Genomic DNA, 26,166 nt, shown 5'->3' with positions numbered 1-26,166 from the left:
ACACTATGTTACCAATTGGGGAAAATCACGTTCCTTCTTCTCCCACAACCTAATAGAAAAAGCAGATGCGTACCCTCGCATCTGCTCATCCAAGATAAAATTTAATTTTTTCAAGCAAAAATGGAACTGAATGAAACGCATAGATTGATTCCTGCACCTCACCATTACGAATAATCAACAGGCTTGGTACACTCTCAATTGCAAAATTCTTAGCCAAATCCGGATAAAAATTTAGATTCATTTTTCCCATCGTAACCTCTACAAGCTCCCCGACAATTTGAAGCATCCGAGACGCAACCTGACAGGTGCCGCAGAGAGGGGTATAGAAGTATAACAGACCGATTTCCTCACGGTCGAGGAAATCAGCCAGATCAGTTCGATTCCATTCATTCATAGCACATTAACTCATTTCTAAAAACTCAGCATGTACATCAATATTAGCCCCTAATAGGACCATTGCCAAGTGATGTTCAGGTGCTGTTGCTACCTCCCGATACATCCGGTCAATATACAAATGCTCCGCATGGGGAAATTCTCGCTTAAATCGTTTGCGAAGCTTCTCACCCGAATCATCTGCATCGACGAGGATATAGACATCCTTATCCTCGAGAAACTCAATCAATTCCTCTAATTTAGAATGACTGATTGTTCCATTCGTACAGATAATTTCCACAGGTTCCTTCACAATATTCTTAACCTTATTTTTATCGGATTTTCCTTCGACAATAAGAACTTTGTCAACATACGAATCATTCATATCCCATCACCTGTAATATAAAGTTGTTTATGTTAACATATTCTAAAATACTGATTTCGTGTACCATCTTCTTAGTAAGTTAACTATAACATGATTGTCCACGAAGAAATAGGTATTTGCTTGAAGTTATGTTAACACCATCCACCATCATCACAGTCGGTATACTTGGCATTCGGCTGTTCCGTTACGGTTACATGCTGATAAATTTTTTGCTGCTCTGCCTCAAAGTGATGATCCAATTCCACTTGCATCTGATCTGAAAGCTTTATTTTTCCTATTGCTGTATTTTCAAGAAACAGTTCAAGTTCGCCATTTTTTAATTTACCAACGACTCGGTCTGTTACATCAATTTTTTGTTGTTTTAATGTCATTTCTTCCACCCTCTTCGATATGGTTTACGTTTAGTCTGTCCCGGCCGGACAAGAAAAAGAGTGGAAATTTAAGAGAAAAAGCACCCAACAATAGGTGCTTTTCAAAACAAATTAGTCTTCTTTGATCATTTCTGCATATTGCTCTGCAGACATTAAGTTGTCTACTTCACTTACATCAGAAGGCTCGATCACAATCATCCATGCCTTTTCATATGGTGATTCATTGACAAACTCAGGGCTGTCACTCAAATCTTCGTTAACTTCTACCACTTTACCACTAACAGGTGCATACAGTTCAGAAACCGTTTTTACAGATTCTACACTGCCGAATGGTTCGTCAGCGGATACTTCTGCACCAACCTCTGGAAGTTCAACGAAAACGATATCGCCTAGTTCATGCTGGGCAAAGTCAGTAATCCCCACGCGGACTTTTTCTCCTTCAACCTTTACCCACTCATGCTCTTCAGAATAACGCAATTCTTTTGGTAAACTCATTTGAAAAATCCCTCCAGTTTTTAGTAAACATCCATTAAAGCCACGTTTTTTCAAACTCTTCTTCCTTAAAGCCAACAGTAACACGCTCACCATCCGTGAGTATTGGCCTTTTGATTAGCATCCCATCCGATGCCAGCAGATCGAGCAGTTCATCCTCTGTTGCCGTCTTCATTTTATCTTTAATCCCTAATTCTCGATACTTTAAACCACTTGTATTAAAAAATCTCTTTAATTCCAAGCCGCTTTTTTGATAAAATTCCTGCAGTTGCTCGCGTGAGGGGGGCTGCTCGACAATATGTACTTCATCATAGGAAAGATGATGGGTATCCAGCCATTTCTTCGCGTTTCGACATGTGCCGCATTTTGGATACCAGTAAAAAGTTAAAGCCAATGGTTTCACACCCTATCCTTATTCATTCATGAAAATTTTATCATATGGCCCTTTAAAATCCTAATCGACCGCTCTCATAATAGGAAAAATTCGACACCTTTTGTATATTTTCCTTCCAGCATTAAAAATATAAGAAAGCCCCATCAAAATGAAGGGGCTCCTGAATTGTTAAACTGTATAACGTTCTGCTTCAATCAATACGTCAGCAGCTTCACGTTTTTTGGCAATTACGTTGATTGGCTGGTGTCGTGTGAACTTGCGAAGAGAGGTTAACATCATTCGAAGCGTATCGCCTTCTTCAATTGCTACAAGCGATTCTTTAGCAGTTGCTTCAATTTCATTAAAGGCTTCTTGACAGAAAATTTGTGTATAAAGAAGTTTTTGCTGGTTCTTTTCTAAGCCATCTTTCGCAATCGCCTTTTCTGTACGCAGTACAACGGATTCCATAGCGTAGACGTTCGAAACGATATCCGCAATATTGGCTAAGATCTCTTGCTCACTTTCTAAGGCCTTACCAAATTTTTGGGCTGCTAAACCGGAAGCCAATAAGGCAATCTTTTTAGCATTTCTTACAAGGTATTTTTCTTGTGCCAGCGGCTCATCACCCGGCTCTTCCGGCATTAACATCATTAATTCCTCTTGTAGTGCAAGAGCTTTTTGGAATAGCGGAAGCTCACCTTTTAATGCTTTTTTCACAAGTGTTCCAGGAACGAGAAGCCGGTTAATTTCATTGGTTCCTTCAAAAATTCGGTTAATTCGCGCATCGCGATAAGCTCTTTCAATAGGATATTCCTGCATGAAGCCGTAGCCGCCATGGATTTGGACCCCCTCATCCACTACATATGATAAAACTTCACTCGCAAAGAATTTGTTTACCGAGCATTCAATCGCATATTCGGCGATCGCATTAGCCACCTTTTTAAGATCCTTTGCTTCTTCCGTAGTCAGTTTACCTTGGTTTTCTTCATATAAACCAATCGTGCGGTAGACTGAACTTTCAGCCGCATAAATTTTCGAGGCCATCGTACCAAACTTTTCTTTTGTTAAATTGAATTGAGAAATCGCTGTTTTAAACTGTTTGCGTCCATTCGCATATTTGACCGTCATATCAAAGGCTTTCTTTGAACCGCCGACACCGCCGACTGCTAATTTGTAACGGCCAATGTTTAAGATGTTAAAGGCTATGACATGCCCCTTCCCAAACTCACCTAATAAGTTTTCAACAGGAACCGCTACATCCTCTAAAATCAAGGTACGAGTCGATGAGCTCTTGATGCCCATTTTCTTTTCTTCAGCACCAGTCGATACCCCCGGGAAGTCCCTTTCTACAATGAATGCGGTGAAGTGTTCGCCATCGATCTTTGCATAAACGATAAATACATCGGCAAAACCGGCATTCGTGATCCACTGCTTTTCACCGTTCAGGATATAATGAGTTCCGGCTGCATTTAGTTTTGCAGTGGTTCTAGCTCCTAAGGCATCAGATCCTGAACCAGGCTCTGTTAGGGCATATGCCGCAATTTTTTCGCCTGATGCAAGGGCAGGTAGATATTTTGTCTTTTGCTCATCATTTCCAAATAACACAATTGGCAGAGAACCGATGCCGACATGTGCTCCATAAGAGAGGGAGAAACCGCCAGCCCCCGCCATTTTTTCAGTAATTAATGACGAAGTCACCTTATCTAAGCCTAAACCTTCAAACTCTTCGGGAACGTCAACAGCTAATAGGCCAAGCTCCCCCATTTTCTTTAACAGCTTTACAGTGCGGTCGAATTCATGGTTTTCTAAATGCTCAATCTGCGGGACCACTTCTTTTTCTATAAAGTCCGCAGCTGTCTGTGCAATCATTAAATGCTCTTCATTAAAGTCTTCTGGTGTAAATATATTTTGATAGGCAAGATCCTCAATTAAAAAGCTTCCGCCTTTGACAACCTTTTTTGTTTCAGTCATTAATATTCCTCCTTTTTCTAATTACAATAATTCAAACACTCCGGCTGCACCCATTCCGCCGCCAATACACATCGTCACGACACCAAATTGTTCATTGCGTCGTTTTAACTCATGAATTAAGGAGAGAGTTAATTTCGCTCCCGTACAGCCAAGCGGGTGACCAAGGGCAATCGCACCCCCATTTACGTTGACAATCTCTTCATTTAGGCCCAGCTCCCGGATGACTTGCAAGGATTGGGATGCAAAAGCCTCATTTAATTCGAATAAATTAATGTCTGATAACTCCAGGCCAGCGAGCTTAACCGCCTTTGGAATCGCGACAACAGGTCCGACACCCATAATTTCAGGCGGTACGCCGCCCACGGCAAATGAACGGAATTTCGCCAGGGGTTTTAGTCCTAGTGCTTCTGCCTTCTCACGGTCCATCACCATTAATGCTGCCGCCCCGTCACTTGTTTGCGATGCATTACCTGCTGTTACAGAACCCGTTACGGAAAAAGCGGGACGAAGCTTGGCAAGTGTCTCTAAATTGGTATCCGGGCGGACTCCTTCGTCCACGGAGAATTGGATGGTCTTTTCAACAAGTTTATTGTCATTTCCAACCGTACGTATCGTTACATCTACGGGGACAATTTCATCAACGAATTTACCTTCTGCAATGGCCTTGGCGGCACGCTGATGGCTTCTAACCGCGAATGCATCTTGGTCTTCACGGGAAATGCCATACTTCGTCGCAACCTGCTCGGCCGTATGACCCATACCCATATAATATTGGGGTGCCGTTTCCGCAAGTTTAATATTAGGCCGGACGACATGCCCCATCATCGGGATCATGCTCATCGATTCCGCTCCGCCGGCGATGGCTGTATCGGTATGCCCTAGCATGATTCCTTGTGCGGCATAGGCGATTGCCTGCAATCCGGATGAACAAAAACGATTAACAGTAATGGCAGGGACTGTATAGGGAAGACCTGCCAATGCTCCGATATTGCGGGCCATATTGTTTCCTTGTTCCGCTTCAGGCATCGCACAGCCAATGATTAAATCATCAATATTACCTTCATAATTTCCGGCACGCTTTAAAGTTTCTTTTACTACCAATGCTCCCAAATCATCAGGACGAACATTGGCAAGCGTTCCTTTCTTTGCCTTACCAACCGGGGTCCGTGCCCCGGCAACAATCACTGCTTCTCTCATGGATTCTCCCTCACTTTCTCTTAATCTAGTATTAGTTTCTTAATGGTTTCCCTTTTACGAGCATGTGCTGCATGCGCTGCTGTGATTTTGGCTCGGCAATTAAACTTAAGAAAGCCTCTCTTTCTAAATCTAAAAGATATTGCTCATCGACTTCCGTTCCGAATGGGACGCGGCCGCCTGCAATGACATAGGCAATCTTCTTGGCAATTTTTAAATCATGTTCCGAGATATAACCGGATAGCCGCATCGCTTCTGCCCCCAGCAATAGGGTGGCATAGCCTGTTTCGCCCACGACAGGGACTTTCCTGCGTACTCTTGGTTTATATCCTTGTTCATGTAGGGCAAGCACAGCCTGTTTAGCATCATAAATGAGATGATCACTGTTAAAACTAATGCCATCAGAAGAACTCAAGAAATTATTTTCACGTGCTTCTTCTGCAGATGTTGAAACTTTTGCGGTCGCAATCGTTTCGAACACTTTATTAGCAACATTTTGCAAGTCAAATGGTACTCCGTTGGGCAGGTTTTCTAAGTGCTTCATGTAAAGCTCCTTGTTCCCTCCACCGCCTGGAAGGAGACCGACTCCTACCTCGACAAGGCCCATGTATGTTTCCGATGATGCTTGAATATGGGCTGCAGGCAGACAAACCTCTGTACCTCCGCCAAGCGTCATTCCAAATGGAGCAGCCACGACCGGCTTCGAGCTGTATTTTACCTTTAATAATGCACTGTGAAGGTGGCGGACAATCATATCTAACTCATAGATATTGTCATCTTGGACTTCCATTAACATCATTGCGAGGTTAGCCCCAACGCAGAAGTTTTTCCCCTGGTTGCCGATAACCAGTCCTTTATAATTTTTCTCGACTTCGTCGACTGCATAATTGATCATTTGAACAATATCGGGTCCAATTGCATTGTTAGGTGAATGGAACTCGAGTAAGGCAACGCCATCGCCAATATCAATCAAACTTGCGCCGCTGTTCTTTTTAATAACACCCTTTTGTTTCTTTATTTTTTTCAAGTCAATTGCTTTTGGATTCGTTTCGACGAGACGATATTGACCGTTATCATAATAGAACTGCTCGCCATTTTCTTCTAAGTAAAAGGAGGTATGACCTTTTTCAAGCATGTCAGTTATCCAAGCAGGTACCGCAACACCGCAGCTTTGCAACTTTTGCACTGATTTTTCCACACCGATGGCATCCCAGGCTTCAAATGGCCCCAAGTCCCAGCCAAAGCCCCATTTCATGGCACGATCGATGGCGGCTATATCGTCAGCGATAACACCTAATAGCTGTGCAGCGTATAAAAAGGATTCCGTGAATGTATTCCATAAAAATTGGCCAGCCTTGTCATTCGCATATACAAGCGCTTTCAATTTATTGGCTGTGCCTTTTTCCTGCTTAGCTAACTCAACTGCTGGGGTTGATAACTTTTTACGAGGTCCATATTCTAGTGTATTAGGATCTAATTCAAGTATTTCTTTTCCTTTTTTCAAAAAGAACCCTTGACCGGACTTGCTGCCAAGCCAGCCCTTTTCGACCATGGATTTAAGAAAAGCAGGGATTTCAAACACTTCTTTTTCTTTACCTTGCACTTGTTCATAAACATTACCGGCAACATGATAAAATGTGTCTAATCCAACGACATCAAGCGTTCGGAAGGTCGCACTCTTAGCTCGCCCGATTAATGGGCCGGTAATAGAATCTACTTCTCCTACACTTAAACCTGCCTTTAGCATTTCTCTTACCGTGACAAGCAGTCCATAAGTGCCGATTCGGTTAGCAATAAAATTTGGGGTATCCTTAGCAATTACAACGCCTTTCCCAAGGACATCTTCACCAAACGTTTTCATGAATGAAAGTACTTCAGGCGACGTATATTGAGTTGGGATGACTTCAAGTAATTTTAAATAGCGCGGCGGATTAAAGAAGTGTGTTCCTAAGAAGTGCTTTTTAAAATCTTCTGAGCGGCCTTCCACCATCGCTTCGACTGAGATTCCAGAGGTATTTGAACTGACAATGCTGCCAGGTTTGCGGTATTGATCGACTTTTTCAAAAACCTGCTTCTTTACGTTAAGGTTTTCGACAACAACCTCGATGATCCAGTCAACATCCTTCAGTTTAACTAAATCGTCTTCGAGGTTACCTGCTTCAATGAGGGCGAGGTTCCTTTTAGAGGTGAGTGGTGCAGGCTTTTGCTTTAAAAGCTTTTGGATATTTTGTGCACTAATCCGATTACGAACAGTTTTATCTGCAACGGTTAGCCCTTTGGCTTCCTCTTCCTTTGTTAATTCCTTTGGCACGATATCCAATAATAGTGTTGGAATCCCGATATTTGCTAAGTGGGCTGCAATTCCGGACCCCATTACTCCTGATCCAAGGACAGCTGCTTTTTTAATCAATTGGTTCAACATTGTCTCCCCCTTCAACTTTTGAATGAATACTCATTCATTTTTATTGCAAAAAAAATACCATCTGAATGAGTCTTGCTACTAACAATATAAAATATTTCGAAAATTTGTGCAATCATTAAACGCTGAATTTTAAATTTTTTTTAACTTATTTTTCGACTACATATTTTTAAGTGGCTGGGCATCCTATTCATGAGGTGATAATGATGGCAAAAATGAAAAAGAATCCTTCCAAAGCTGGTGTCAGTGCAGCTAGCGTGAAGGGCAATGCCGGGCCAGGAAATGAAGAAGCCAGCATTGATAAAAGAAACAGCCAGAATAGCCAATATAAACGCTAAGTTTGGCTATTGAGCCGACGTGTTTTCTTGGCTGTATGGTAATTGGGTGTATGGTAATTGGGTGTATGACAAATGCTAAAAACGATATTTTTAATATTATTCGGGAGGTGAGAGAACATGAAGACCTTATCACGAATTGCCTTGGTTTTAGTGATTATTGGGGCCATTAACTGGGGACTAATTGGGTTTTTTCAATTTGATTTAGTAGCAGCTCTTTTTGGCGGGCAAGATTCAGCTTTATCAAGAATCATTTATAGTCTTGTTGGTATTAGTGGACTTGCTTGTCTTCCGCTATTATTTGCTCCACTGGGCGAGTCCCAAAAAGATACGACTAGTCAAAACTACGGTCAGGCTAATTATGCAACAGAGTTTGGTGAAGAGAATGATATGACAGATATTAATAACCAAGCAAAACAATCTGATACTCAATCAAGCCAGACTTACAAACCAACTGATAGCAATCAATCTAATGATCAAATGTAAGCAAACCGGCCATGTCATATGCATGGCCGGTTTTTTATTTCTTTGCGTTTCGATGCTGCTCATTTAGTTGTTTAATCTCTAGACTGATTTGTTTTAATTCTTCTTTGGCATCAGGGTACAGTTCATTCCAGTGCTTTGCTAAGGCTGGCATAGTTTTGGCAATATGTGAATATAAAGCCCAAGTCTTCACTTTTTCTATTGTATCATCATTGCCTTCGCCAACGAGGAGCTCACTATATTTCTCAAGTAATGCTTCAAACTGAGCAGTAAATTCCTTCTCCATTTTGACACCTTCCATCCATGGCAATTTGCGTACATGGGCAGGTTTTGCATCGTTTTCCTGCCTGTAACTGATAAGAAAAACAACACGTATTTCTTATTCGTACTTCATTGTTCCATTTTACCATATTTGGTTTATTCCCATAGTATCTTTGTAATGGATTTAGGCTGCAGACGCCAAATAAGGGTCCTTCCCCTTCAAAAATTAAAAAAGTAAAGTCGTCAAAAACATTAGAGCTCTTATTTTCATTTAATTCTATTTCATACAGCCAAAATAGGTAAACGGCGATATTTTCCCACAGGATTAACCTCGATATACCAGCTATGTTTGCTAATTTATTGATCAGTATATCAATGTTTTTTGCAAAGAGATTGTTCACAATTTCTTCACGCCACTTATGTCGATTTTCCCCATTCCGGTCTTGTAGGGTATTATCCACTAATGAAAAAGAAGGAAGCCAATCCTTCCCCGGTTCTGGCGTCTCGATTTTTAGATTAATGAGGGACACATCCAGCTTTTTATCCCATACCGTCATCGTATAGAGTGACATGACAGCAACAAAGGCATAACGTTTGATAAAAATAGAGGCCGCTGCTTTTTCATTTCGTGCTCCAATTATGCTAGCTAATTTTTTCAAAAAATCCTGAAGGAATACATCGTCCAGCAGCTCGAGAACATTCATGCTATTCGTCAATTCAGGCTTAAATCTGTATTTTTGCAGGTGGGCAAGTTCCTCAACTCTCACTTTATTAACCATTCATTGCAACCGCCTTATTAAGGATCCGTCTCCCTTTTCCATGTGGGATACATAGCGGTGTCCCGAATAATGGATCAATGGTTACTTCGCAGTCCATATCAAATACATGTTTTACTAGACTGCCGGTAATCACATGCTCCGGTGCACCTTGGGCGTAAACCTTTTGGTCCTTCATGGCGACAATATGATGAGCATATCGGCAGGCTAGATTTAGATCGTGAAGGACCATAACAACCGTTCTATTTTTGAATTCGTTTAACTCAAATAACAAATCAAGGATTTCAATTTGATGAGTCATATCTAGATAGGTAGTCGGTTCATCCAATAAAATAATATCCGTATCCTGCGCTAAGGTCATGGCAATCCAGGCCCGCTGTCTCTGGCCGCCTGATAGAGAGTCTACGGCTCTTTCTTTTAAATGCTCGAGGCGTGTCGCCTTTAGGGCATCATTTACCTTTTTTTCGTCTTCCTCTGACCACTGTTTTAACCAAGATTGATGCGGATATCGGCCTTGTTTAACAAGCTGAAGGACGGTTAATCCTTCTGGTGCTGCCGGTGATTGTGGGAGGATGGCCATTTTTTTAGCGATTTCTTTTGTAGGAAGCTTCGCGATGGTCTTACCTTCAAGTAAAATACCGCCGGATTTCGGCTTTAAAAGGCGGGCAATTGAACGCAGAAGCGTAGATTTTCCGCAGCCGTTCCCACCGATAAATACGGTTATCTCACCCTTCCGAATCTCTAAATCCAGTTCTTTAATAATAAGATTTTCACCGTATGAAAGAGATAAATTTTTCGTTTCAATTGCGTTCTTCATTAAGCCAACTCCTTTTTAGTGAAGCAGATATTTTAAGCATTTCTTGTTTTAAAAAGCAGGTAAATAAAATACGGTGCACCTATTCCCGCAGTAAATACCCCAGCAGGCACTTCTAATGGAGAAAACAATGTACGGCCGATTAAATCAGCAATCATTACCAGTATGCCCCCCAATAGAGCAGCCGTTGGCAGTAATGCACCAAACGAGGAGCCGACTAATCTTCTAGCCATGTGCGGTGCCATTAAGCCGACAAACCCAATGCCTCCAGCAAAAGCTACCGAGCTGCCAATCAAGGCTGTACTAATCATCAATAGCAGAAACCGTTGTTTTTGAACCTTGCCGCCAAGTCCGGCAGCCACTTCATCTCCCAACTCTTGGATATTGATGATTCGTGCCGCGATAAAAGCTATAAGAAGGAAAATAACAGTCCATGGAACTAAGGTGGCCACATTCTTCCAATTGGATCCATAGACGGTACCCGTAATCCAGATATTTGCTTGAGCTGCTTGATAAATGGGACCCATGATCATCATTAAGGTGGTTAAAGCCTGCATTAAGGTAGAAATCCCAATGCCAATTAACACTAATCTTATCGGTGACACACCATTCTTCCAGGCTAGGAAATAAACTAAAAAAGCAACGATCCCCGCCCCTAAAAAGGCGGCTAGTGGTAACCAAGTAATGCTGACGGTTAAAGCATTATTTTTATCGCTAAAAACGGCTAAAAAGGCAACAACTGCAACCGTGGCTCCCCCTGTTATGCCGAGGACATCCGGCGAGGCAAGTGGGTTGCGAATCATTCCCTGTAAAATGCCTCCTGCTACAGCTAAAGACATACCTACCGCTAAGGCAACTATGATTCTTGGCAGGCGAAATGAGGTAATAATCAGCTTCTCCATTTCCGGCCCCCCGCCAAATAATACTTTTACGACTGTTAACGGGTTAATTTTCATATCTCCAATCCCTGTACTGATCACCAATACCATAAATGTCACACTCAGCAGGATTAGAAGTAATAAAGCTGACTTTCGATCAATCAAAAAAGACATTTTGCCCTTGAGCGGGCGGAAATTTTTATATTTACTCATCGGCCATTGAACCCCCTTCTCGCAATATAAATAAAGAATGGAGTTCCAATGATGGCGGTCATGATCCCGACAGGTACTTCTGACGGCATCAGGATATATCTAGCGGCTATATCCGCTGTAAGTAACAGAATGGCACCTAGGATTCCGGATAAGGGGATAACCCAGCGATGATCGATTCCGAAGAAGGCCCGGGTAACATGCGGGATGACAATCCCCACAAAGCCGATTGGTCCGGCAACTGCTACGGAACCTCCTGCCAAAAGAATGACCAATACCCCAATGGTGATTTTAACAAATCCTGTATGTAGACCCAGCCCTTTTGCCACATCTTCCCCCATAGACAGGATATTCATTTTTCCAGCAATCAAAAATGCTCCGACCCAGCCAATTGCGATATAGGGTAACACTGCTTCAAGTGTTTCAAGCTTTCTACCTTGAACTGAACCTGCCAGCCAAAATAGTACTTGCTCTAATGCGGCTTCATCGATTACCAGTAATCCTTGCGTGAAGGAGGAAAACATCGCTGAAATCGCCGCTCCGGCAAGGGTAAGCTTCATAGGAGTTAACCCTTCACGTCCAAAGGAACCAATTCCATAAACACTGATTGCTGCAATGGCAGCACCAAGGAAAGCAAGGCCGTTGTATGCTTGTAAATCCTTTACGGTAAACAAGCTGACTGCGGCTACCACAAAAAAGCCTGCCCCCGCATTGATTCCAAATACTCCCGGCGAGGCCAGTGGGTTTTTCGTTAAGGTTTGCATAAGTGTCCCAGCAATTGCCAGACTTGCCCCTACACCGGCAGCTATGAACGCTCTCGGAACTCTGACCGTTTGGATAATAATATGTTCGTTGGAACCATTGTAATTTCTATAAGCATCGATCGCTGTCTGCACACTTGTATCCGTGTAACCAAAGATTACACTTGCGCACATTAACAGAAGCATGACAAGGACAGCGCTTAGGCATCCGGCCCATTTTAATGTAGGACTTTTTAGAAGCATTGATTTGAAACCCTTTCCACCTCTTTTACTCTTAGTCTAGCTGTTAATGATAATAATTGTCAATGATTTTGATAATCATTTTCAATTAGCTATTGACATGAGTGCTGTAGGCATTTTATGATGTAAATGAAAATCATTATCAATTATCTTTTCAAGGGGGATACATACACAAATGAAAGCAATCAAAGGGATTTTCTCACTCTTCTCGATCCTAGTTATTTTCTTATTAGCCGCCTGTAGCGGTACCGAGGAGAAAACAACTGCAGAACCAAAGACAGCTGAGGAAAAAAGCTATACGGTTGACCACGCAATGGGGTCTACGACTATTAAAGGTAACCCAAAACGCGTGGTCATTCTCACGAACGAAGGAACGGAAGCTCTTTTAGCATTAGGCGTTAAACCGGTTGGGGCGGTTCAATCGTTCACTGGAAACCCTTGGTATGAGCATATTGCCGATCAAATGAAAAATGTAAAAGTGGTCGGTACGGAAAGTGAAGTAAATGTAGAAGCCATTGCTGCATTGAAGCCGGATTTGATTATTGGGAATAAAATGCGTCAGGAAAAGATTTATGAGCAGTTAAGTGCAATTGCTCCGACTGTTTTTGCGGAGACTCTTCGTGGTGACTGGAAGGAGAACTTTCAATTATATGCTAAGGCGCTGAATAAAGTAGATAAAGGTAACAAGGTTATCCAAAACTATGATTCTCGTATAGCTAGTTTAAAGGAAAAGCTTGGCGATCAATTACAGATGAAGGTCTCTATGGTGCGTTTTATGTCTGGTGAGGTCAGGATTTATCATAAGGATACTTTTTCAGGGGTCATTTTAAGTGATCTTGGTTTTGCCCGTCCAGACAGCCAGAATGTGGATGATTTCGCTGAAAGAAATGTTACGAAGGAAAGGGTTCCGGCAATGGAGGGAGATATCCTCTTCTATTTCACGTATGAAACGGGTGATGGAAAAGGTTCGGAATTGGAGAAAGAGTGGATTGCTGATCCATTATTCAGGAACTTACAGGTTGCTAAGAAGGGTGATGTTCACAAGGTAAGTGATACGATTTGGAATACAGCCGGCGGTGTTCTTGCTGCCAACCTGATGTTGGATGATATTGAAAAGATCTTTTTGAAAAAATAATTTGATTGGATCGCCTTCCTGAAGATGAAGGCGGTCCTTTTTAGTATTTGAAACTATTTTAGCCGGATATTGATGGGTTCCGTGTGAAAATTGGCGGATTCCGCGGACTTGGAATGATTATTCCACCTTTTTTGTGTTTTTTTCGCCAACTTGAGGATTATTTCGAACACCTTTCGGGATTGCAAAAAGAAAAAAAGAGCGAACTAATGTCGCTCTTTTTTATGCCGAAGTAGAAAACATATACTTTTTATAATGATAGCGAATCGAGAAAATTAATCCCAATCCCATCATGTTCCCCATTAAGGCACTTCCCCCGTAGCTGATAAAAGGCAGCGGGATACCAGTAATCGGCAGAACGCCAATTGTCATGCCAATATTCTGGAACACGTGGAAGGTAATCATACTGATGACACCAACACAAATATACGTATAAAAATTGTTCTTTGTCTCCATACCAACCTTCGTAATATGGTAAATCAATAGGAAAAATAAGCTGATTAACACACTTGAACCGATAAAGCCATATTCCTCACCAACGACACTAAAAATAAAGTCCGTTTGGCTTTCAGGTAAATAGACTTCACGATTGCCAAAGCCTTTACCGCCTGTTTGACCAGAGCCGATGGCGAGCAAAGATTTCGTCAACTGATAAGCATCCGTCCCTTGGTAGCTATAGGGATCGAGCCAAGAGTAAATCCGGCGAAGCTGATATTCACCAACCCCCAGATACTTTTCCAAAACATCCGGACTCCAAAGAACAAAATAAAATATCGTACCAACTAAGATAATACCGAACGAAAATATCGGCACTAAGATTTTCCACGAAATCCCGGAAATAAAAATCATTCCAATTAAAATAGCTAAGAAAACAAGCGAGGTCCCTAAGTCCTGCTTGATGATCATTCCCAGCGGAACCATCGTGACAATGCCCATTTTAATTAACAGCCAAAAATCAGTTTGCAGTGTTTTAACTGGATTTTTTAAATGATGCTGATCAACCACACGTGAAAGACCCAGGATAATAAAAATTTTAACAAACTCAGAAGGCTGAATTGAGCCAACTCCTGGGAGCACAAACCAGTTTTTTGCTCCATTGATGACCGGAGCAATACTTGCAGGTGCGACAATTAAAAAAGCTAGCAAAAAGATGCCAAACCCATATGCGTACCAGGTTAATTTTTTCAATTGGTCTGAATCAAGGGTCATCACCAAGGAAATAATACCGCCCCCAACAACATACCAGACGATTTGCTTGATTAAAAAATTCTCTTTATACTGTCCGCTTGCCTGGGCACTATAAATGGCTAAACAGCTCGCGAGAAAAAGCAAGATTAATATAAAAACAAGGCTGTAATCAAGTTTTGAAGTTGTATTGCTATTTGAAGTCATATTGGTACCACCTTACAAAAAACTTGTCCATTCCTCCATTATATTTTGAAAAACGACAAATCTCAACTTATAACCCGCTGCTGGTTTTATTTACATGATTTGAAAATAAATCTTTCGTACCTCTTCTGCCATCCATTCTAAATTACTCGGGACCTGTGGAATTCCATACCCAATGTATAACGGGGTGGTCACAAACCGCGAGACCACTTTTGCATAAATTTTATCATCCAGATGATGAAAAAAGACATTATAGCTGGTGGCTTTAAAAGGAAAATGATTCAGAATATAGTGGACGGCCTTTTGAATATATTCTCCGAACTCTTCTCTATATCCGGAATCCTCCATTTCGACATTAAATTCATAAAAGCCCACGCGCGGCTTTGTGGAAAGGGTAAACCGGACACCATGGTTCTCGGCAATCAGGAGACCCCGAAACATATCATGTGACGCCTTTTCTCGATAATCAATATCATGCAAACCGACAATCTGCATATGCGGGTGGGCAATGGTTCCTCCCGACAGCGGACCATGGTTTTTGAAAAAAATGACCGAACGGTATTGGCCCGTTTTCTCCATGTCTAACCAAGCATGAAGGCCAAATTGAAGCAAGCGATGGAGATGCTCTTTTGAATAGGTAGAGATGTCGCCATGGCAATCGTCTGTTTCTATTAATACGGTTTGATAAGCATTTTCCAAGACAGGATATTTATTTTTCAAGAGAATGATCGGGCCATCCACAGCAATGAGGCCGGTCAGCTGGTCTCTTTCACAAAATGGACATGCCTGCTCTTTGTTTCGAATATTTTCCGGCTTCTTGACACCAATAGACGTATTAAAATAAAGATGAGAATTTTCCAAAATACGTTTCTCCTCTCAGGCAGGTATAATACTATTTTATGGGAGAAGACGTGCGGTTTGCACTTTTTTTGATTTCATATTCAAACGTTTTATTTAACTCATCCCCAAAAATGAAAGAGGATTTCATGAATTCGTTATTTCCTGCATATTCATTAGTGTACAGGCTTAGATCACTTTAGAATGAGAGGGAGCGTATGTTAACAAAACTTGAAGCACTAATCCTCGGAATTATTCAAGGTTTAACTGAATTTTTGCCAATCAGCAGTACGGGACATCTTTACTTAGGCAGAAATTTATTTGGCCTTCAAGAAGCGGGGCTTTTGCTTGATACTATGCTGCACGTCGGGACCTTATTGGCTGTGTTTGTCTTTTATAAAGATGAGTTTATCAAAATACTAAAAAACCCGTTTAGCAAATTAACCTTTTTGTTAGTTGTCGGAACGATACCTGCCGTCGTATTTGGGCTTGCGTTTAAAGATTATATTGATGAAATCTCGAAAACAGGTGTGACGATTGGCTGGGAGTTTTTAATGACGGGAATATTTTTGTGGCTTGCCGATTCTGCTAAAAATGGTTATAAAAAAATGGATGATATCAGTTATAAGGATGCCTTCATCATTGGTACCTTTCAGGCGGTTGCGATTATGCCGGCCATTTCACGCTCGGGCATGACCATTGTTGCGGCACTTTGGCGGAAATTAGACCGGGAAACTGCCGCTTACTTTTCTTTTCTTCTATCAACACCAGCGATTGCCGGCGCGATTGTTCTGCAGACAAAGGATTTACTCGAAGGCCAAGGCGAAACCATCACTCTATCCGCCTTACTTGTGGGGATTATCGCTTCTGCCCTCTTCGGCTACGTTGCCGTTAAATGGATGATTAGCTACTTAAAGAAACATTCTTTGAAGCCATTTGCGATTTATGTTTGGGCATTAGGGATTCTTGTCTTATTCTTTCAATTTACAGGTAAATTTTAAAAGATGGCTGTGTTAATCTTGAATGTTGATTTCCGCTCCAGTCGGCTTCCGCTCCAATCAACATGCTAAAAATAAACAATAACCTTTAACCCAGCCTAAAAGAAAAATGCGGCTCAGCAACGAGTCGCATTTTTCTTTTAGATATTAACAGTTTCTTTTGCCATTTCTTTTGCGGCTTCGGCCGCTTGTTCTTTTGCTTTGGCCATAATTTCCGGAATCTGTTTAGGAAAATGATCCATTCCTTCTGCAATAACAGTATCCAAGCTCTCAAAACCAAGGAATTGGAATACCTTGCGTAAGTAGCGGTCGCCAAACTCAAAGTCAACCATTGGACCGGATGAATAGATACCGCCGCGGGTTTGAATATGAATGGCTTTTCTACCAGTTAAAAGTCCCTTAGGACCATCTGGTGTATTGGTAAACGTTTTTTCAACGATGAATAAATTATCAATAAACTTTTTCAAAATCGAAGGTGCGCCAAGATTCCAAATTGGTGTCACAAACACATAGTAATCAGCAGCAATAAATCGGTCGGCAAGCTCATGCATTTTTTCAAGTTTGGTCCGTTCTGCTTCCGATAATTGCTCTTTTGTATAGCCCATAAATGATAATTTAGCCCGTGCGTATAAAAGATCCATGTCAATATCCGGGATTGCCATATCAAATAAATGCCAGCGTTCGATTTCCACATCAGGCTGAGCAGCCTTAAACTCCTCTAAAAATACTTCGCCGATTTGCATCCCTTTTGATAGTTTTATATCATTTTTAGGGTTTGCTGTAATATACAAAAGTTTCGACATTTACATCCCTTCCCTTAACTAGAAATTTTCCTTCTATGACAATACTACAACAAATTCCCATGCTCACGATTGAACAATAAGTGACGTTTGTGAAGATTGTGTGACTCATGAGCATCTCTCTTGAACAATTGATGACAAATCTAAACAAAACCCAACGAAACTTAACAAAACTTAACAAAAGTCACATCTATTATGCTATTCTTTTTATAAAATGAACTGGAAAAAGGAGGGTGGACAATGGACGAACGGACCTATACTCCCGATGAAGTGGCGCAAATCTTTCAAATCTCCAAGCATACAGTTTATGAGCTGATCAAAAGAGGTGAACTGCAGGCCTTTAAAATCGGAAATAAAATGAGAATCGAGTATGCCGAACTCGAACGTTATAAGGAAAGCATGAAAGCACCTGCTAGAAAAAGTACGGATGCACCAAACGTAACCAGCATGCCAGCCGCACCCATACGTCTTTCGGGCAGCCATGATTTTCTCGTTGAACATTTTGCCAAGCAATCTGGAAGCGCATTAAATTTACAGATCCAGCCTTCCTTCATCGGCAGTTTAGAAGGGTTAATGATGCTTTACCGCGGCCAATGCGATATTGCGGCGATACATCTATTAGATCCGGCTTCACAAGAATATAATCTTCCATTTATTCATCAGCTTTTTGTCTATGAAAATATTGCGGTCATACGACTGGCTGCCAGGCAGCAAGGCTTCATCGTGGCAAAGGGCAATCCAAAGAGTATTCTTGATTTCACGGATCTTACTAGAAAAGATGTCCAGTTTATTAACCGGCAAAAAGGGGCGGGAACAAGATTTTTACTCGATTCCAAGCTTTCTGCCTATGGGATTCATCCAACTAAAATAAACGGGTATGGACAGGAAGAATGGAACCATTTATCTGCTGCTTCCTATATCAATCGAGGCGTGGCGGATGTTACCTTTGGAATCCAATCGGCTGCAAGCCATTTAGGGCTGGATTTCGTCCCAATCGCGCAAGAAAAGTTTGATCTTGTTTTCCGTTTCACAACAGAAAACAAGCAGAATTTACTCGCTTTAATTCATTATTTACAATCTGCTAGCTTTAAAGATAGCCTGACAGATTTAGAAGGCTATTCGATTCAAGAGTTAGGAAAAGTCATCTATCAAACTAGTCAAACGGAGGAACTTGTATGAAGAAAAACCGCTTAAGTTTAGTTTTATTTGCATTAATGCTGCTTGTTTTATCAGCATGTGGAAACACCAATACCAAGGAAACAGCCGCTAAGGATAAACAGACGGCAGCTAAACCCGCACCAACGAACATGATTCTTGCCACGACAACAAGCACACAGGACAGTGGCTTACTGGATGTCATCATCCCTATGTTTGAAAAACAAAATAATGTCAAAGTAAAAGTGATTGCTGTAGGTACTGGCGAAGCATTAGCAATGGGTACAAAAGGTGAAGCAGATGCCCTGCTTGTTCATGCTCCGGCAGCAGAGAAGGCTGTTGTCGATGCAGGAGATGCAATTAACTATAAGCGCGTCATGTACAATGATTTTGTTTTAGCAGGTCCAAAGGAAAACCCTGCAGGTGTAAGTGGTGATGATATTGTGGCTGCATTTAAAAAATTTGCTGAAACAAAATCACCCTTCATTTCACGTGGAGACGACTCTGGTACAAATAAAAAAGAATTGGCCATCTGGTCAACGGCAAATATTAAGCCAGCCGGCGATTGGTATGTTTCAACCGGACAAGGGATGGGACAAACCTTACAAGTGGCTGCTGAGAAAAAAGGCTATGTCTTAACAGATCGTGCAACCTGGCTTGCCCAATCCAAAAATTTAGATACACTAAAAATTGTTGTTGAAGGCGGTAAAGATTTAATGAATATCTATCATGTTATGGAAGTAAATCCTGATAAACATGATAAAGTGAATAGTACAGATGCTAAAAAGTTTGTAGATTTTATGGTGAATCCAAAAACACAAGATGTAATTGAGAACTTTGGTAAAAAGGAATATGGAAGATCACTTTTTATTAAATACACAGAATAATTGAAGGAGCGGCGTTCTCTCTAAACGAGTCCGCCTCTTGTCAACTTCATACGAAACTCCTGGAGGCATGAGGTTATGGAATTACTACTAGATGGAATTAAAAAGGCAATCGAAATGATCCTTTCTGGTGATCAAGAAGTGTTAGAGATTACGGGTTTAACACTTAAAGTCTGCCTCATTTCCATTCTAATTAGCACAATAATCGGATTGCCACTCGGTATGCTCCTTGGATTAACTAGATTCAAAGGCCGTAAATTGCTACTAGTTTTCATCAATATTGGTCTAGGGCTCCCGCCAGTTGTAGCAGGACTCTGGATAACCATGCTTTTATGGCGCTCCGGCCCATTAGGTGATTTCTCCTTGCTCTATTCGCCGACCGCGATTGTTATGGCCCAGATCTTAGTTAGCCTGCCCATTGTCACCAGCCTTACCTGTACAGCTTTTCAGCAAATCAGTGATAAGATGCTGCTGCAAATCAAGGCCCTTGGGGCAACAAGACTGCAGACATTGTTTATTCTTATTAAACAATTAAAAATGGCCATTTTAGCCGCAATCATGGCTGGTTTTGGCCGCGTGATTGCCGAGGTGGGTGCTGCGATGATGGTGGGCGGCAATATTCAAGGCGATACCCGAATCTTAACCACGACGATCGTTATGGAAGTATCGAAAGGGAACTTTGACATTGCATTAGCCCTTTCGTTTATTTTATTGTCCGTTGCTCTATTGATTACGGCGACCTTAACATTTTTACAGCAAAGGAAGCGAATATCATGAACCCGTTAATTGAGCTAAAGAACATGACCTATCAAGCCCAGCAGAAGACGATTCTAGATATTCCTTCCTTCAAGATTTATGATGGTGAGTTTCTTGGTATTATGGGACCGAACGGTGCTGGAAAAAGCACCTTACTAAAGGTCCTTTCGCTTCTAGAAAAACAGTCAAGCGGCGAGTTCCTTTACCGGAATCAACCGGTTCCAATTGGCAATCCTCCGCTTGAATGGCGAAGAAGGTTCTCGGTTGCCTTACAGCAATCTCTTCTTTTAGATGGGACAGTCTTTCAAAATATTGCGATTGGCTTAACATTAAGGAAGGTCTCCAAACCAATTATCAAAGAAAAGGCAGCTCAATGGCTGGAGTTGTTTGGGATTAGCCATTTAGCGAAAAAAAATGCGCTTTATTTATCAGGCGGTGAAGCACAAAGGGTTAATCTAGCCCGTGCGATGATTGTCGAGCCGGAAATTCTTTTTCTAGATGAACCTTTTTCGGCACTAGATTTTCCAACAAAAATCCGTTTAATGGAAGATCTCAAACAGATTTTGGAAGACACCAGAACAACTACTGTGTTTGTCAGCCATGATTTGATGGAGATTCATTATCTGACAAATCGGCTTTCAATCATTGTTAATGGTCAAGAAAAGCAGGCAGGACCAACCTCTCTGGTCCTTGAACATCCTAATGCTTCCACCCAATCCTTCCTAAATGAGTGGAAGAAATTCTATCCCGCATTAACCGCAAGTTCTTTTAAAAATGAGAAATTTTTAAAGGTTTAGCAGCTAAAATGCGGTCAGCAGTTCCTTTTTGGAGCTGCTTTTTTTATAGTACTTCCAAATTTGCTTAATATTTTTGAGAGGAATAAAATAGGTTATATACATAATTAAACTAGCTTTTCAGGGGGAGATTTCCATGAAATATGCAATCATAACCGGTGCTTCTAAGGGCTTGGGGGAAAGTATTGCGAAACGCCTTTTACTGGAGCAAATTGCGGTAGTTTCTGTTTCCCGGACAGAGAATAACGAGTTAAAGAATCTTGCAATCGAAAAGGGAATGAATTATAAACATATTTCTTGCAATCTCTCATTAGAAACGGAAATACAAGAGGTCTTTATGGAGGTTGCCCACTGTCTTTTTGAAAAAAATCCAACCGAGATCCTGCTCTTCAATAATGCAGGTGTGATTGAACCCATTCAAAAGGTCGGGAATTTAGATCAAACTCCAATCATTCGAAATATAAAAGTAAATCTAATTGCACCTATTTTGATTACCAATTTATTTTTAAGCAAGGCACAGTTAGCCAATACAAAAGTAACCGTTATCAATGTCACGTCTGGTGCCGCTGTCCGCTCGATTGAAGGCTGGAGTGTTTATTGCAGCTCAAAGGCCGGGTTAAATATGTTCACCCAAACAACCGCCATCGAACAGGCCGAATTGAATACCAAGAATACGATTATTGGCTTCAGTCCAGGCATCATGAATACCGGCATGCAGGAAACGATCCGCTCTTCCAGCGAAGCTGCCTTTAAGGAACTAGAAAAATTCAAAGAATATAAAGAAAAGAATTTATTATTGGAAACGGATGCAGTTGCTAATGGATTAGTGGACTTAGTGTTACGCGGCACACCCGAAAGCGGCCGGGTATACCATATAAAAGAATTATTAGAGTCCTAGAAAGAAGGCCGATCAGTAGGACCGGCCTTTACTCTTCCTGCGGAAACCATAAGGTGATGCTCGTTCCTTTATTTACCCTGCTTTTTACATTAATTAAGCCTTTATGAGCATCCATTAAGGCCTTAACAATAGAGAGCCCAATTCCAACACCGCCCGTTTTTCTGTCACGGGATTTATCACCCCGATAAAAACGTTCAAAAATATGGGGGATGTCTTCTTCAGCCATTCCTGAACCTTCATCCTGAATTTTAAAACCGACGTAACCTTCTTTGTCGGTCACAACCGCAATGGAGACGGTCTTCCCTTCCGGTGTATATTTTAAAGCATTATTTAGAACATTGGATAATACTTGCATCAGACGATCTTTATCCGCCTCAAACATTTCTTCCTGAAGAAGTTCTTCAATTTGCAGACCTACGCCTTTTTCTGTAAATATGGGTAAAAACATTTCACATAAAGCGGCTAATACACTGCCTGCCTCCAGTTCCATTTTCTCTAGTCTTATTTGCGGATTTTCCGCAGCAAGCAGTTTCTCTAACTCATTCACAAGCCTTACTAAACGCATGAGCTCTTCATGACTTACCTGCAAACGCTGTGGTGTTGGTTCCCAAATTCCATCCTGGAAGGCTTCAATTTGGCTTCTTAATGTAGCAAGCGGCGTCCGCAGCTCGTGGGCAAGGTCGCCTGTAAATTGTTTTCGCAGCATTTCTTCCTTTGCAAGCGATTCAGCGAGTTTATTGAAGGAAATCGCGATCTGCTTTACCTCTGTCGGCAGACCTGATAAAGGGATGCGGATATCAAGATTATGCTGCTGCAGCTCACCGGCTGCAAACGAAAGCTTCTTTAGTCCGGAGGTTAGTTTTTTAGAAAATATCATCCCAAATATAATGGCTAAAACAATGGTTAAGCAAACTGCCGCCAAGATATACAATTGAATCGTTTGAATAAAGGTGTATTCATCATCAATAAGACCTTCAGGGTAAATAGCTACCAGCTTGCCGATGATGGCATTGTCGACCTTTAACGTATAGGTTTTACTGTGCCACTTTTCTCCATCAGGTTGGGGCTCCGTTAATCCAAAGCTATTTAACATGCCGCGGATACTAGATGTATCCATTTGCATCTTTCCAAATCGATCATATAGCTGAAAATAAAGCTGATCGGTCATGGCATTCTCATGTAATAGTCCATAGACGGGATCAGTCGTAAAATGGCCATTTTCCCGATAATCCTTCTCAATTTCAGTGATAATTCTATCAATCTTTTTCTCACGATTTCGATCTAAATAACTATTGAAACTCTCTTCAAAACCGTACTGAATAAAGAAGCTGACAATTAAAATCCCAATCATCGAGATGAGGACTAAATAAAAAAGTATTTTAGACCGGAGCGTTTGCAGCATCTAGGACCCCTCCAAATTTATAGCCCATCCCAAAAACAGTCACGATAAAGTCCGGCTGCCGTGAATCCCACTCTATTTTTTTACGGAGGTTTTTGATATGGGTATCGACACTCCGTTCATAGCCTTCATAGTACATGCCTTCATCCTGAATTTTTTCAAGTAAATCCATTCGGCTGTACACACGTCCAGGATTGACAGCCATATTGGTTAATAATTTATATTCAATCGGAGTTAATATTACATCCTCCCCATTTACCGTTACTTCTTTTTTAACTAAGTCGATTGAAAGTTTTTTGCCGTTAAATTCAAGGCGTTCGACCTTCTCTGCTTTTTTGACGCGTCTGAGAATGGCTTGAACACGAACAACCACCTCCCTTGGACTAAAGGGTTTGGTTAAATAGTCGTCAGCTCCCATAACAATCCCGTTAATGCGGTCATCCTCTGCCGATTTCGCTGTCAGCATAAGGATAGGTACATCCGACTCTTTTCGGACGAGCCGGCAAACCTCTTCACCAGATATATCAGGCAGCATGAGGTCTAGAATCATTAAATCAGGTTCGATAGTTTTCGCCTTTTTCAAAGCATCTATCCCATTATCAGCGCTATGAATCTCATAGCCTTCTCTCTCTAAATAAGCTTCGAGGACTTCTACTATTCTGCGTTCATCGTCCACTAATAGAATCTTCATCAGTCATCACTCCCCATACCCTTACTATATCATCTCTAATCTGTGATGTTTGTAACTTCACAAATTCACCACAACTTCTTCATAACATCTTCAATCTTTCTCGCTAAGATAATTGTGTAAAGAGAAGATGACACCTTGAACTCCCCAAAGTTACGGTGACCGACTCTTTATCGATCGAGTACACTGGTTTTTCAGCCATCTTACTCATCCCAAAATTAACCTCTCTACTATAAAGGGTGTCCCAATCAAAGGGACACCCACTTTTTTATTTAGGCTCTTTAATATGGCTGTTGATTTCCACTCCAGGCGCTCGCTTTCCGCGGGCGTGCAGGGGAGCCTCCTCATCGCTGAAAGCGCCTGTGGGGTCTCCCCGGCCCCGTACTCCCGCAGGAGTCGAGCGCCTTCCGCTCCAATCAACAGAGTATAAAAAACAACAAACTCGGTTAACAGAGCCTTTATTTAAAAAATTGCAACAAAAGGATGTTATCTCACGACCATACTTGTAGTATTCTTAGGGAGTGAGGTGCTGACATGAATAAAATATCACTTAAGATTAGCCTTCTTTTCTTTCTAGCAATTTGTCTGTTAGAAGGAGTTTCGATGTTTTTTTTGCACAATAATATTATCCATTCCCGTGTCCATGAAGAGTTATCTGCCCTGCAGACCAGGGGGAATAATCACCGCGATGTACTAGAGGCCTCGTTTCACGAGGATACAGTTAGGCATATTGCGATGATGGAAGCGCGGACTGATACACAAGTTGTGTTAACGAGGCCAGATGGCTCTATCTATATGTCATCCAATAAGGTGACAGATGAAATGAAAAAAACGATGAAGTCTACTCCTAAGAATGTTCCCCACGAAGGATTAATCTTAGAAGAAGACTGGAGAAAGGCAGCCAATATTGCCGCCGTCAGTCCTGTGTTGATTGACAAGAAAATCGCCGGTTACGTTTATATGTTTCAAACTACACAGAAGCTTAGGGATTTAATTTCCGGGTTGAATCAGCATTTCCTTCTTGCCGGTTTGCTGTCGCTTCTATTTATGATAATTATCATTATTTTCTTAACCAGATATGTAACACTCCCGCTCATTAAGATGAGTGAGGCAACGAAACGGATCAGTAAAGGGGATCTGTCCGTCTCGCTGCCTAAACTTGGGAAGGATGAAATCGGCGACCTTGGTGAAGCAATTAAAGTGTTAGCAAATGACTTAGAAATTCTAAAAAATGAGCGCAATGAATTTTTGGCCAGTATCTCTCATGAATTGCGAACACCACTGACGTACATTAAAGGCTATGCCGATATTGCCCGCCGGGATGATACCACTAGACATGATAAAGATAACTATTTAGAGATTATCCACGAAGAGTCTGTTAAACTCTCTAAACTTGTTAAAGAGTTATTTAATCTAGCAAAAATGGATGAGAACTCGTTTTCGATAGAAAAAGAAAAGGTTCATCTGTTGCCCTATTTTCAATCCATCATTGAGAAAGTAGTACCTGCTCTAAAGGAGAATGAGATGAGAATAGAGCTTGATTGTTCAGACCATCTTTATGCACTGATTGACCCGCTCCGGTTTGAACAGGTGATTCTAAACCTCCTCGATAATGCCAGAAAATATTCGGAGCCCATTACAACAATAATGGTCTCGGTATGCCAAGTTGAAGGGAAAATTCATATCCAAGTTCAAGATGGAGGGAAAGGGATTCCCGAGGAAGATTTACCGCGGATATTCGAGCGCTTTTACCGGGTGGATAAATCAAGAACCCGTGCACTCGGCGGTTCGGGTTTAGGTCTATCGATTGTAAAGCAGTTAGTGGAAGCACACGGAGGGACAATTGAGGCCGCTAGCAGCCAAGGTATTGGCACGGCTTTTAAAATCATTTTATAAGTAGAAAAGGCTGACCCAAAAGGTGATTGATGAATAAATTTTGCACACTCTGTTGATTGGAGCGGAAGGCGCGAAGACTCCTGCGGGAGTACGGGACAGGGGAGACCCCACAGGAGCGAAGCGACGAGGAGGCTCCCCGTACCGCCCGCGGAAAGCGAAGCACCTGGAGCGGAAATCAACAGACTAGTTGAATGTATAAAAAAGA

At 41.6% G+C, this 26,166-nt stretch carries 28 protein-coding genes; 10 read left to right on the top strand and 18 right to left on the bottom strand.

What is annotated here, in order from left to right; all coding sequences use genetic code 11:
- Nucleotides 1–85: 85 nt before the first annotated feature.
- The 8 genes from ACZ9EE_RS20625 to ACZ9EE_RS20590 form a co-directional block, all read right to left on the bottom strand.
- A complete protein-coding gene (locus tag ACZ9EE_RS20625) occupies nucleotides 86–394 on the bottom strand; it encodes a thioredoxin family protein (RefSeq protein ID WP_476030066.1) in 309 nt (102 codons plus the stop codon).
- Between the two features lie 6 nt (nucleotides 395–400).
- Complete coding sequence (locus ACZ9EE_RS20620) at nucleotides 401–757, bottom strand: toprim domain-containing protein (protein WP_235741025.1); 357 nt, start codon at nucleotides 755–757, stop codon at nucleotides 401–403.
- A gap of 131 nt (nucleotides 758–888) precedes the next feature.
- Complete coding sequence (locus ACZ9EE_RS20615) at nucleotides 889–1,128, bottom strand: YusG family protein (RefSeq protein ID WP_215045151.1); 240 nt, start codon at nucleotides 1,126–1,128, stop codon at nucleotides 889–891.
- Nucleotides 1,129–1,239: 111 nt separating this feature from the next.
- The gene (gcvH, locus tag ACZ9EE_RS20610; RefSeq protein WP_476030063.1) at nucleotides 1,240–1,623 is read right to left on the bottom strand and encodes a glycine cleavage system protein GcvH; all 384 of its coding nucleotides are present in this window, start codon (nucleotides 1,621–1,623) and stop codon (nucleotides 1,240–1,242) included.
- Between the two features lie 34 nt (nucleotides 1,624–1,657).
- The gene (locus ACZ9EE_RS20605) at nucleotides 1,658–2,014 is read right to left on the bottom strand and encodes an arsenate reductase family protein (protein ID WP_476030061.1); all 357 of its coding nucleotides are present in this window, start codon (nucleotides 2,012–2,014) and stop codon (nucleotides 1,658–1,660) included.
- Nucleotides 2,015–2,182: 168 nt separating this feature from the next.
- Nucleotides 2,183–3,964, bottom strand: coding sequence for an acyl-CoA dehydrogenase family protein (locus ACZ9EE_RS20600; protein WP_476030059.1), 1,782 nt, complete (start codon nucleotides 3,962–3,964; stop codon nucleotides 2,183–2,185).
- A 21-nt stretch (nucleotides 3,965–3,985) separates the two neighbouring features.
- Nucleotides 3,986–5,161 (bottom strand): acetyl-CoA C-acetyltransferase, encoded by a 1,176-nt coding sequence (locus tag ACZ9EE_RS20595; protein WP_476030057.1) that lies wholly within the window; start codon nucleotides 5,159–5,161, stop codon nucleotides 3,986–3,988.
- Between the two features lie 31 nt (nucleotides 5,162–5,192).
- Nucleotides 5,193–7,580, bottom strand: coding sequence for a 3-hydroxyacyl-CoA dehydrogenase/enoyl-CoA hydratase family protein (locus ACZ9EE_RS20590; RefSeq protein WP_476030055.1), 2,388 nt, complete (start codon nucleotides 7,578–7,580; stop codon nucleotides 5,193–5,195).
- Between the two features lie 203 nt (nucleotides 7,581–7,783).
- On the opposite strand from ACZ9EE_RS20590, the gene ACZ9EE_RS20585 reads away from it, so the two are divergent.
- Nucleotides 7,784–7,915 (top strand): YuzL family protein, encoded by a 132-nt coding sequence (locus tag ACZ9EE_RS20585; RefSeq protein ID WP_215045145.1) that lies wholly within the window; start codon nucleotides 7,784–7,786, stop codon nucleotides 7,913–7,915.
- Between the two features lie 117 nt (nucleotides 7,916–8,032).
- Nucleotides 8,033–8,398, top strand: a complete 366-nt coding sequence (locus ACZ9EE_RS20580) for a DUF378 domain-containing protein (RefSeq protein WP_476030053.1) — start codon at nucleotides 8,033–8,035, stop codon at nucleotides 8,396–8,398.
- Between the two features lie 34 nt (nucleotides 8,399–8,432).
- Here ACZ9EE_RS20580 and ACZ9EE_RS20575 read toward each other — a convergent pair whose 3' ends face one another.
- Genes ACZ9EE_RS20575 through ACZ9EE_RS20555 form a run of 5 tightly spaced genes read right to left on the bottom strand, consistent with a single transcriptional unit; the run spans nucleotide 8,433 to nucleotide 12,338 of the window.
- Nucleotides 8,433–8,681 carry a DUF2573 family protein gene (locus ACZ9EE_RS20575; RefSeq protein WP_476030051.1) on the bottom strand — a complete coding sequence of 83 codons (249 nt, stop codon included), beginning with the start codon at nucleotides 8,679–8,681 and terminating at the stop codon, nucleotides 8,433–8,435.
- Nucleotides 8,653–9,435 (bottom strand): (2Fe-2S)-binding protein, encoded by a 783-nt coding sequence (locus tag ACZ9EE_RS20570; RefSeq protein ID WP_476030049.1) that lies wholly within the window; start codon nucleotides 9,433–9,435, stop codon nucleotides 8,653–8,655. Before ACZ9EE_RS20570 ends, ACZ9EE_RS20575 begins: the two co-directional genes overlap by 29 nt.
- On the bottom strand, nucleotides 9,428–10,249 hold the full coding sequence (locus tag ACZ9EE_RS20565; RefSeq protein ID WP_476030047.1) for an ABC transporter ATP-binding protein: 822 nt from the start codon (nucleotides 10,247–10,249) through the stop codon (nucleotides 9,428–9,430). The genes ACZ9EE_RS20570 and ACZ9EE_RS20565 overlap by 8 nt, the downstream gene beginning before the upstream one ends.
- 32 nt (nucleotides 10,250–10,281) lie before the next feature.
- Complete coding sequence (locus ACZ9EE_RS20560; RefSeq protein WP_476030045.1) at nucleotides 10,282–11,337, bottom strand: FecCD family ABC transporter permease; 1,056 nt, start codon at nucleotides 11,335–11,337, stop codon at nucleotides 10,282–10,284.
- Complete coding sequence (locus tag ACZ9EE_RS20555) at nucleotides 11,334–12,338, bottom strand: FecCD family ABC transporter permease (RefSeq protein WP_476030043.1); 1,005 nt, start codon at nucleotides 12,336–12,338, stop codon at nucleotides 11,334–11,336. Before ACZ9EE_RS20555 ends, ACZ9EE_RS20560 begins: the two co-directional genes overlap by 4 nt.
- Before the next feature lie 172 nt (nucleotides 12,339–12,510).
- On the opposite strand from ACZ9EE_RS20555, the gene ACZ9EE_RS20550 reads away from it, so the two are divergent.
- Nucleotides 12,511–13,470, top strand: a complete 960-nt coding sequence (locus ACZ9EE_RS20550) for an ABC transporter substrate-binding protein (protein ID WP_476030041.1) — start codon at nucleotides 12,511–12,513, stop codon at nucleotides 13,468–13,470.
- Between the two features lie 219 nt (nucleotides 13,471–13,689).
- On the opposite strand, the gene ACZ9EE_RS20545 is transcribed toward ACZ9EE_RS20550, so the two are convergent.
- Complete coding sequence (locus tag ACZ9EE_RS20545) at nucleotides 13,690–14,859, bottom strand: FtsW/RodA/SpoVE family cell cycle protein (protein WP_476030039.1); 1,170 nt, start codon at nucleotides 14,857–14,859, stop codon at nucleotides 13,690–13,692.
- Nucleotides 14,860–14,949: 90 nt separating this feature from the next.
- Nucleotides 14,950–15,717: a DUF4931 domain-containing protein gene (locus tag ACZ9EE_RS20540; protein ID WP_476030037.1), complete on the bottom strand. Its 768-nt coding sequence runs from the start codon at nucleotides 15,715–15,717 to the stop codon at nucleotides 14,950–14,952.
- A 194-nt stretch (nucleotides 15,718–15,911) separates the two neighbouring features.
- Here ACZ9EE_RS20540 and ACZ9EE_RS20535 point away from each other — a divergent pair, with 194 nt between their 5' ends.
- Nucleotides 15,912–16,694 (top strand): undecaprenyl-diphosphate phosphatase, encoded by a 783-nt coding sequence (locus ACZ9EE_RS20535; RefSeq protein WP_476030035.1) that lies wholly within the window; start codon nucleotides 15,912–15,914, stop codon nucleotides 16,692–16,694.
- Nucleotides 16,695–16,831: 137 nt separating this feature from the next.
- On the opposite strand, the gene ACZ9EE_RS20530 is transcribed toward ACZ9EE_RS20535, so the two are convergent.
- Nucleotides 16,832–17,494: an FMN-dependent NADH-azoreductase gene (locus ACZ9EE_RS20530; RefSeq protein WP_476030033.1), complete on the bottom strand. Its 663-nt coding sequence runs from the start codon at nucleotides 17,492–17,494 to the stop codon at nucleotides 16,832–16,834.
- A 237-nt stretch (nucleotides 17,495–17,731) separates the two neighbouring features.
- On the opposite strand from ACZ9EE_RS20530, the gene ACZ9EE_RS20525 reads away from it, so the two are divergent.
- From ACZ9EE_RS20525 to ACZ9EE_RS20505, 5 genes are all read left to right on the top strand, one after another.
- Nucleotides 17,732–18,670, top strand: coding sequence for a substrate-binding domain-containing protein (locus ACZ9EE_RS20525; protein WP_476030031.1), 939 nt, complete (start codon nucleotides 17,732–17,734; stop codon nucleotides 18,668–18,670).
- Nucleotides 18,667–19,533 (top strand): ABC transporter substrate-binding protein, encoded by an 867-nt coding sequence (locus tag ACZ9EE_RS20520; protein ID WP_476030029.1) that lies wholly within the window; start codon nucleotides 18,667–18,669, stop codon nucleotides 19,531–19,533. The genes ACZ9EE_RS20525 and ACZ9EE_RS20520 overlap by 4 nt, the downstream gene beginning before the upstream one ends.
- 75 nt (nucleotides 19,534–19,608) lie before the next feature.
- Complete coding sequence (locus tag ACZ9EE_RS20515) at nucleotides 19,609–20,307, top strand: ABC transporter permease (protein ID WP_476030027.1); 699 nt, start codon at nucleotides 19,609–19,611, stop codon at nucleotides 20,305–20,307.
- Nucleotides 20,304–21,083 (top strand): ABC transporter ATP-binding protein, encoded by a 780-nt coding sequence (locus tag ACZ9EE_RS20510; protein WP_476030025.1) that lies wholly within the window; start codon nucleotides 20,304–20,306, stop codon nucleotides 21,081–21,083. The genes ACZ9EE_RS20515 and ACZ9EE_RS20510 overlap by 4 nt, the downstream gene beginning before the upstream one ends.
- 133 nt (nucleotides 21,084–21,216) lie before the next feature.
- Complete coding sequence (locus tag ACZ9EE_RS20505; RefSeq protein WP_476030023.1) at nucleotides 21,217–21,978, top strand: (S)-benzoin forming benzil reductase; 762 nt, start codon at nucleotides 21,217–21,219, stop codon at nucleotides 21,976–21,978.
- A 28-nt stretch (nucleotides 21,979–22,006) separates the two neighbouring features.
- Here ACZ9EE_RS20505 and ACZ9EE_RS20500 read toward each other — a convergent pair whose 3' ends face one another.
- Nucleotides 22,007–23,380 carry a HAMP domain-containing sensor histidine kinase gene (locus ACZ9EE_RS20500; protein ID WP_476030021.1) on the bottom strand — a complete coding sequence of 458 codons (1,374 nt, stop codon included), beginning with the start codon at nucleotides 23,378–23,380 and terminating at the stop codon, nucleotides 22,007–22,009.
- A complete protein-coding gene (locus tag ACZ9EE_RS20495) occupies nucleotides 23,358–24,068 on the bottom strand; it encodes a response regulator transcription factor (protein ID WP_476030019.1) in 711 nt (236 codons plus the stop codon). The genes ACZ9EE_RS20500 and ACZ9EE_RS20495 overlap by 23 nt, the downstream gene beginning before the upstream one ends.
- A 531-nt stretch (nucleotides 24,069–24,599) precedes the next feature.
- Between ACZ9EE_RS20495 and ACZ9EE_RS20490 the strand changes: the two genes are divergently transcribed.
- A complete protein-coding gene (locus ACZ9EE_RS20490; RefSeq protein ID WP_476030017.1) occupies nucleotides 24,600–25,961 on the top strand; it encodes a HAMP domain-containing sensor histidine kinase in 1,362 nt (453 codons plus the stop codon).
- The last annotated feature ends 205 nt before the right edge of the window (nucleotides 25,962–26,166 follow it).

The organism is Bacillus sp. URHA0034 (assembly GCF_056280405.1).
This window is presented reverse-complemented; position numbering and strand designations above follow the sequence as displayed.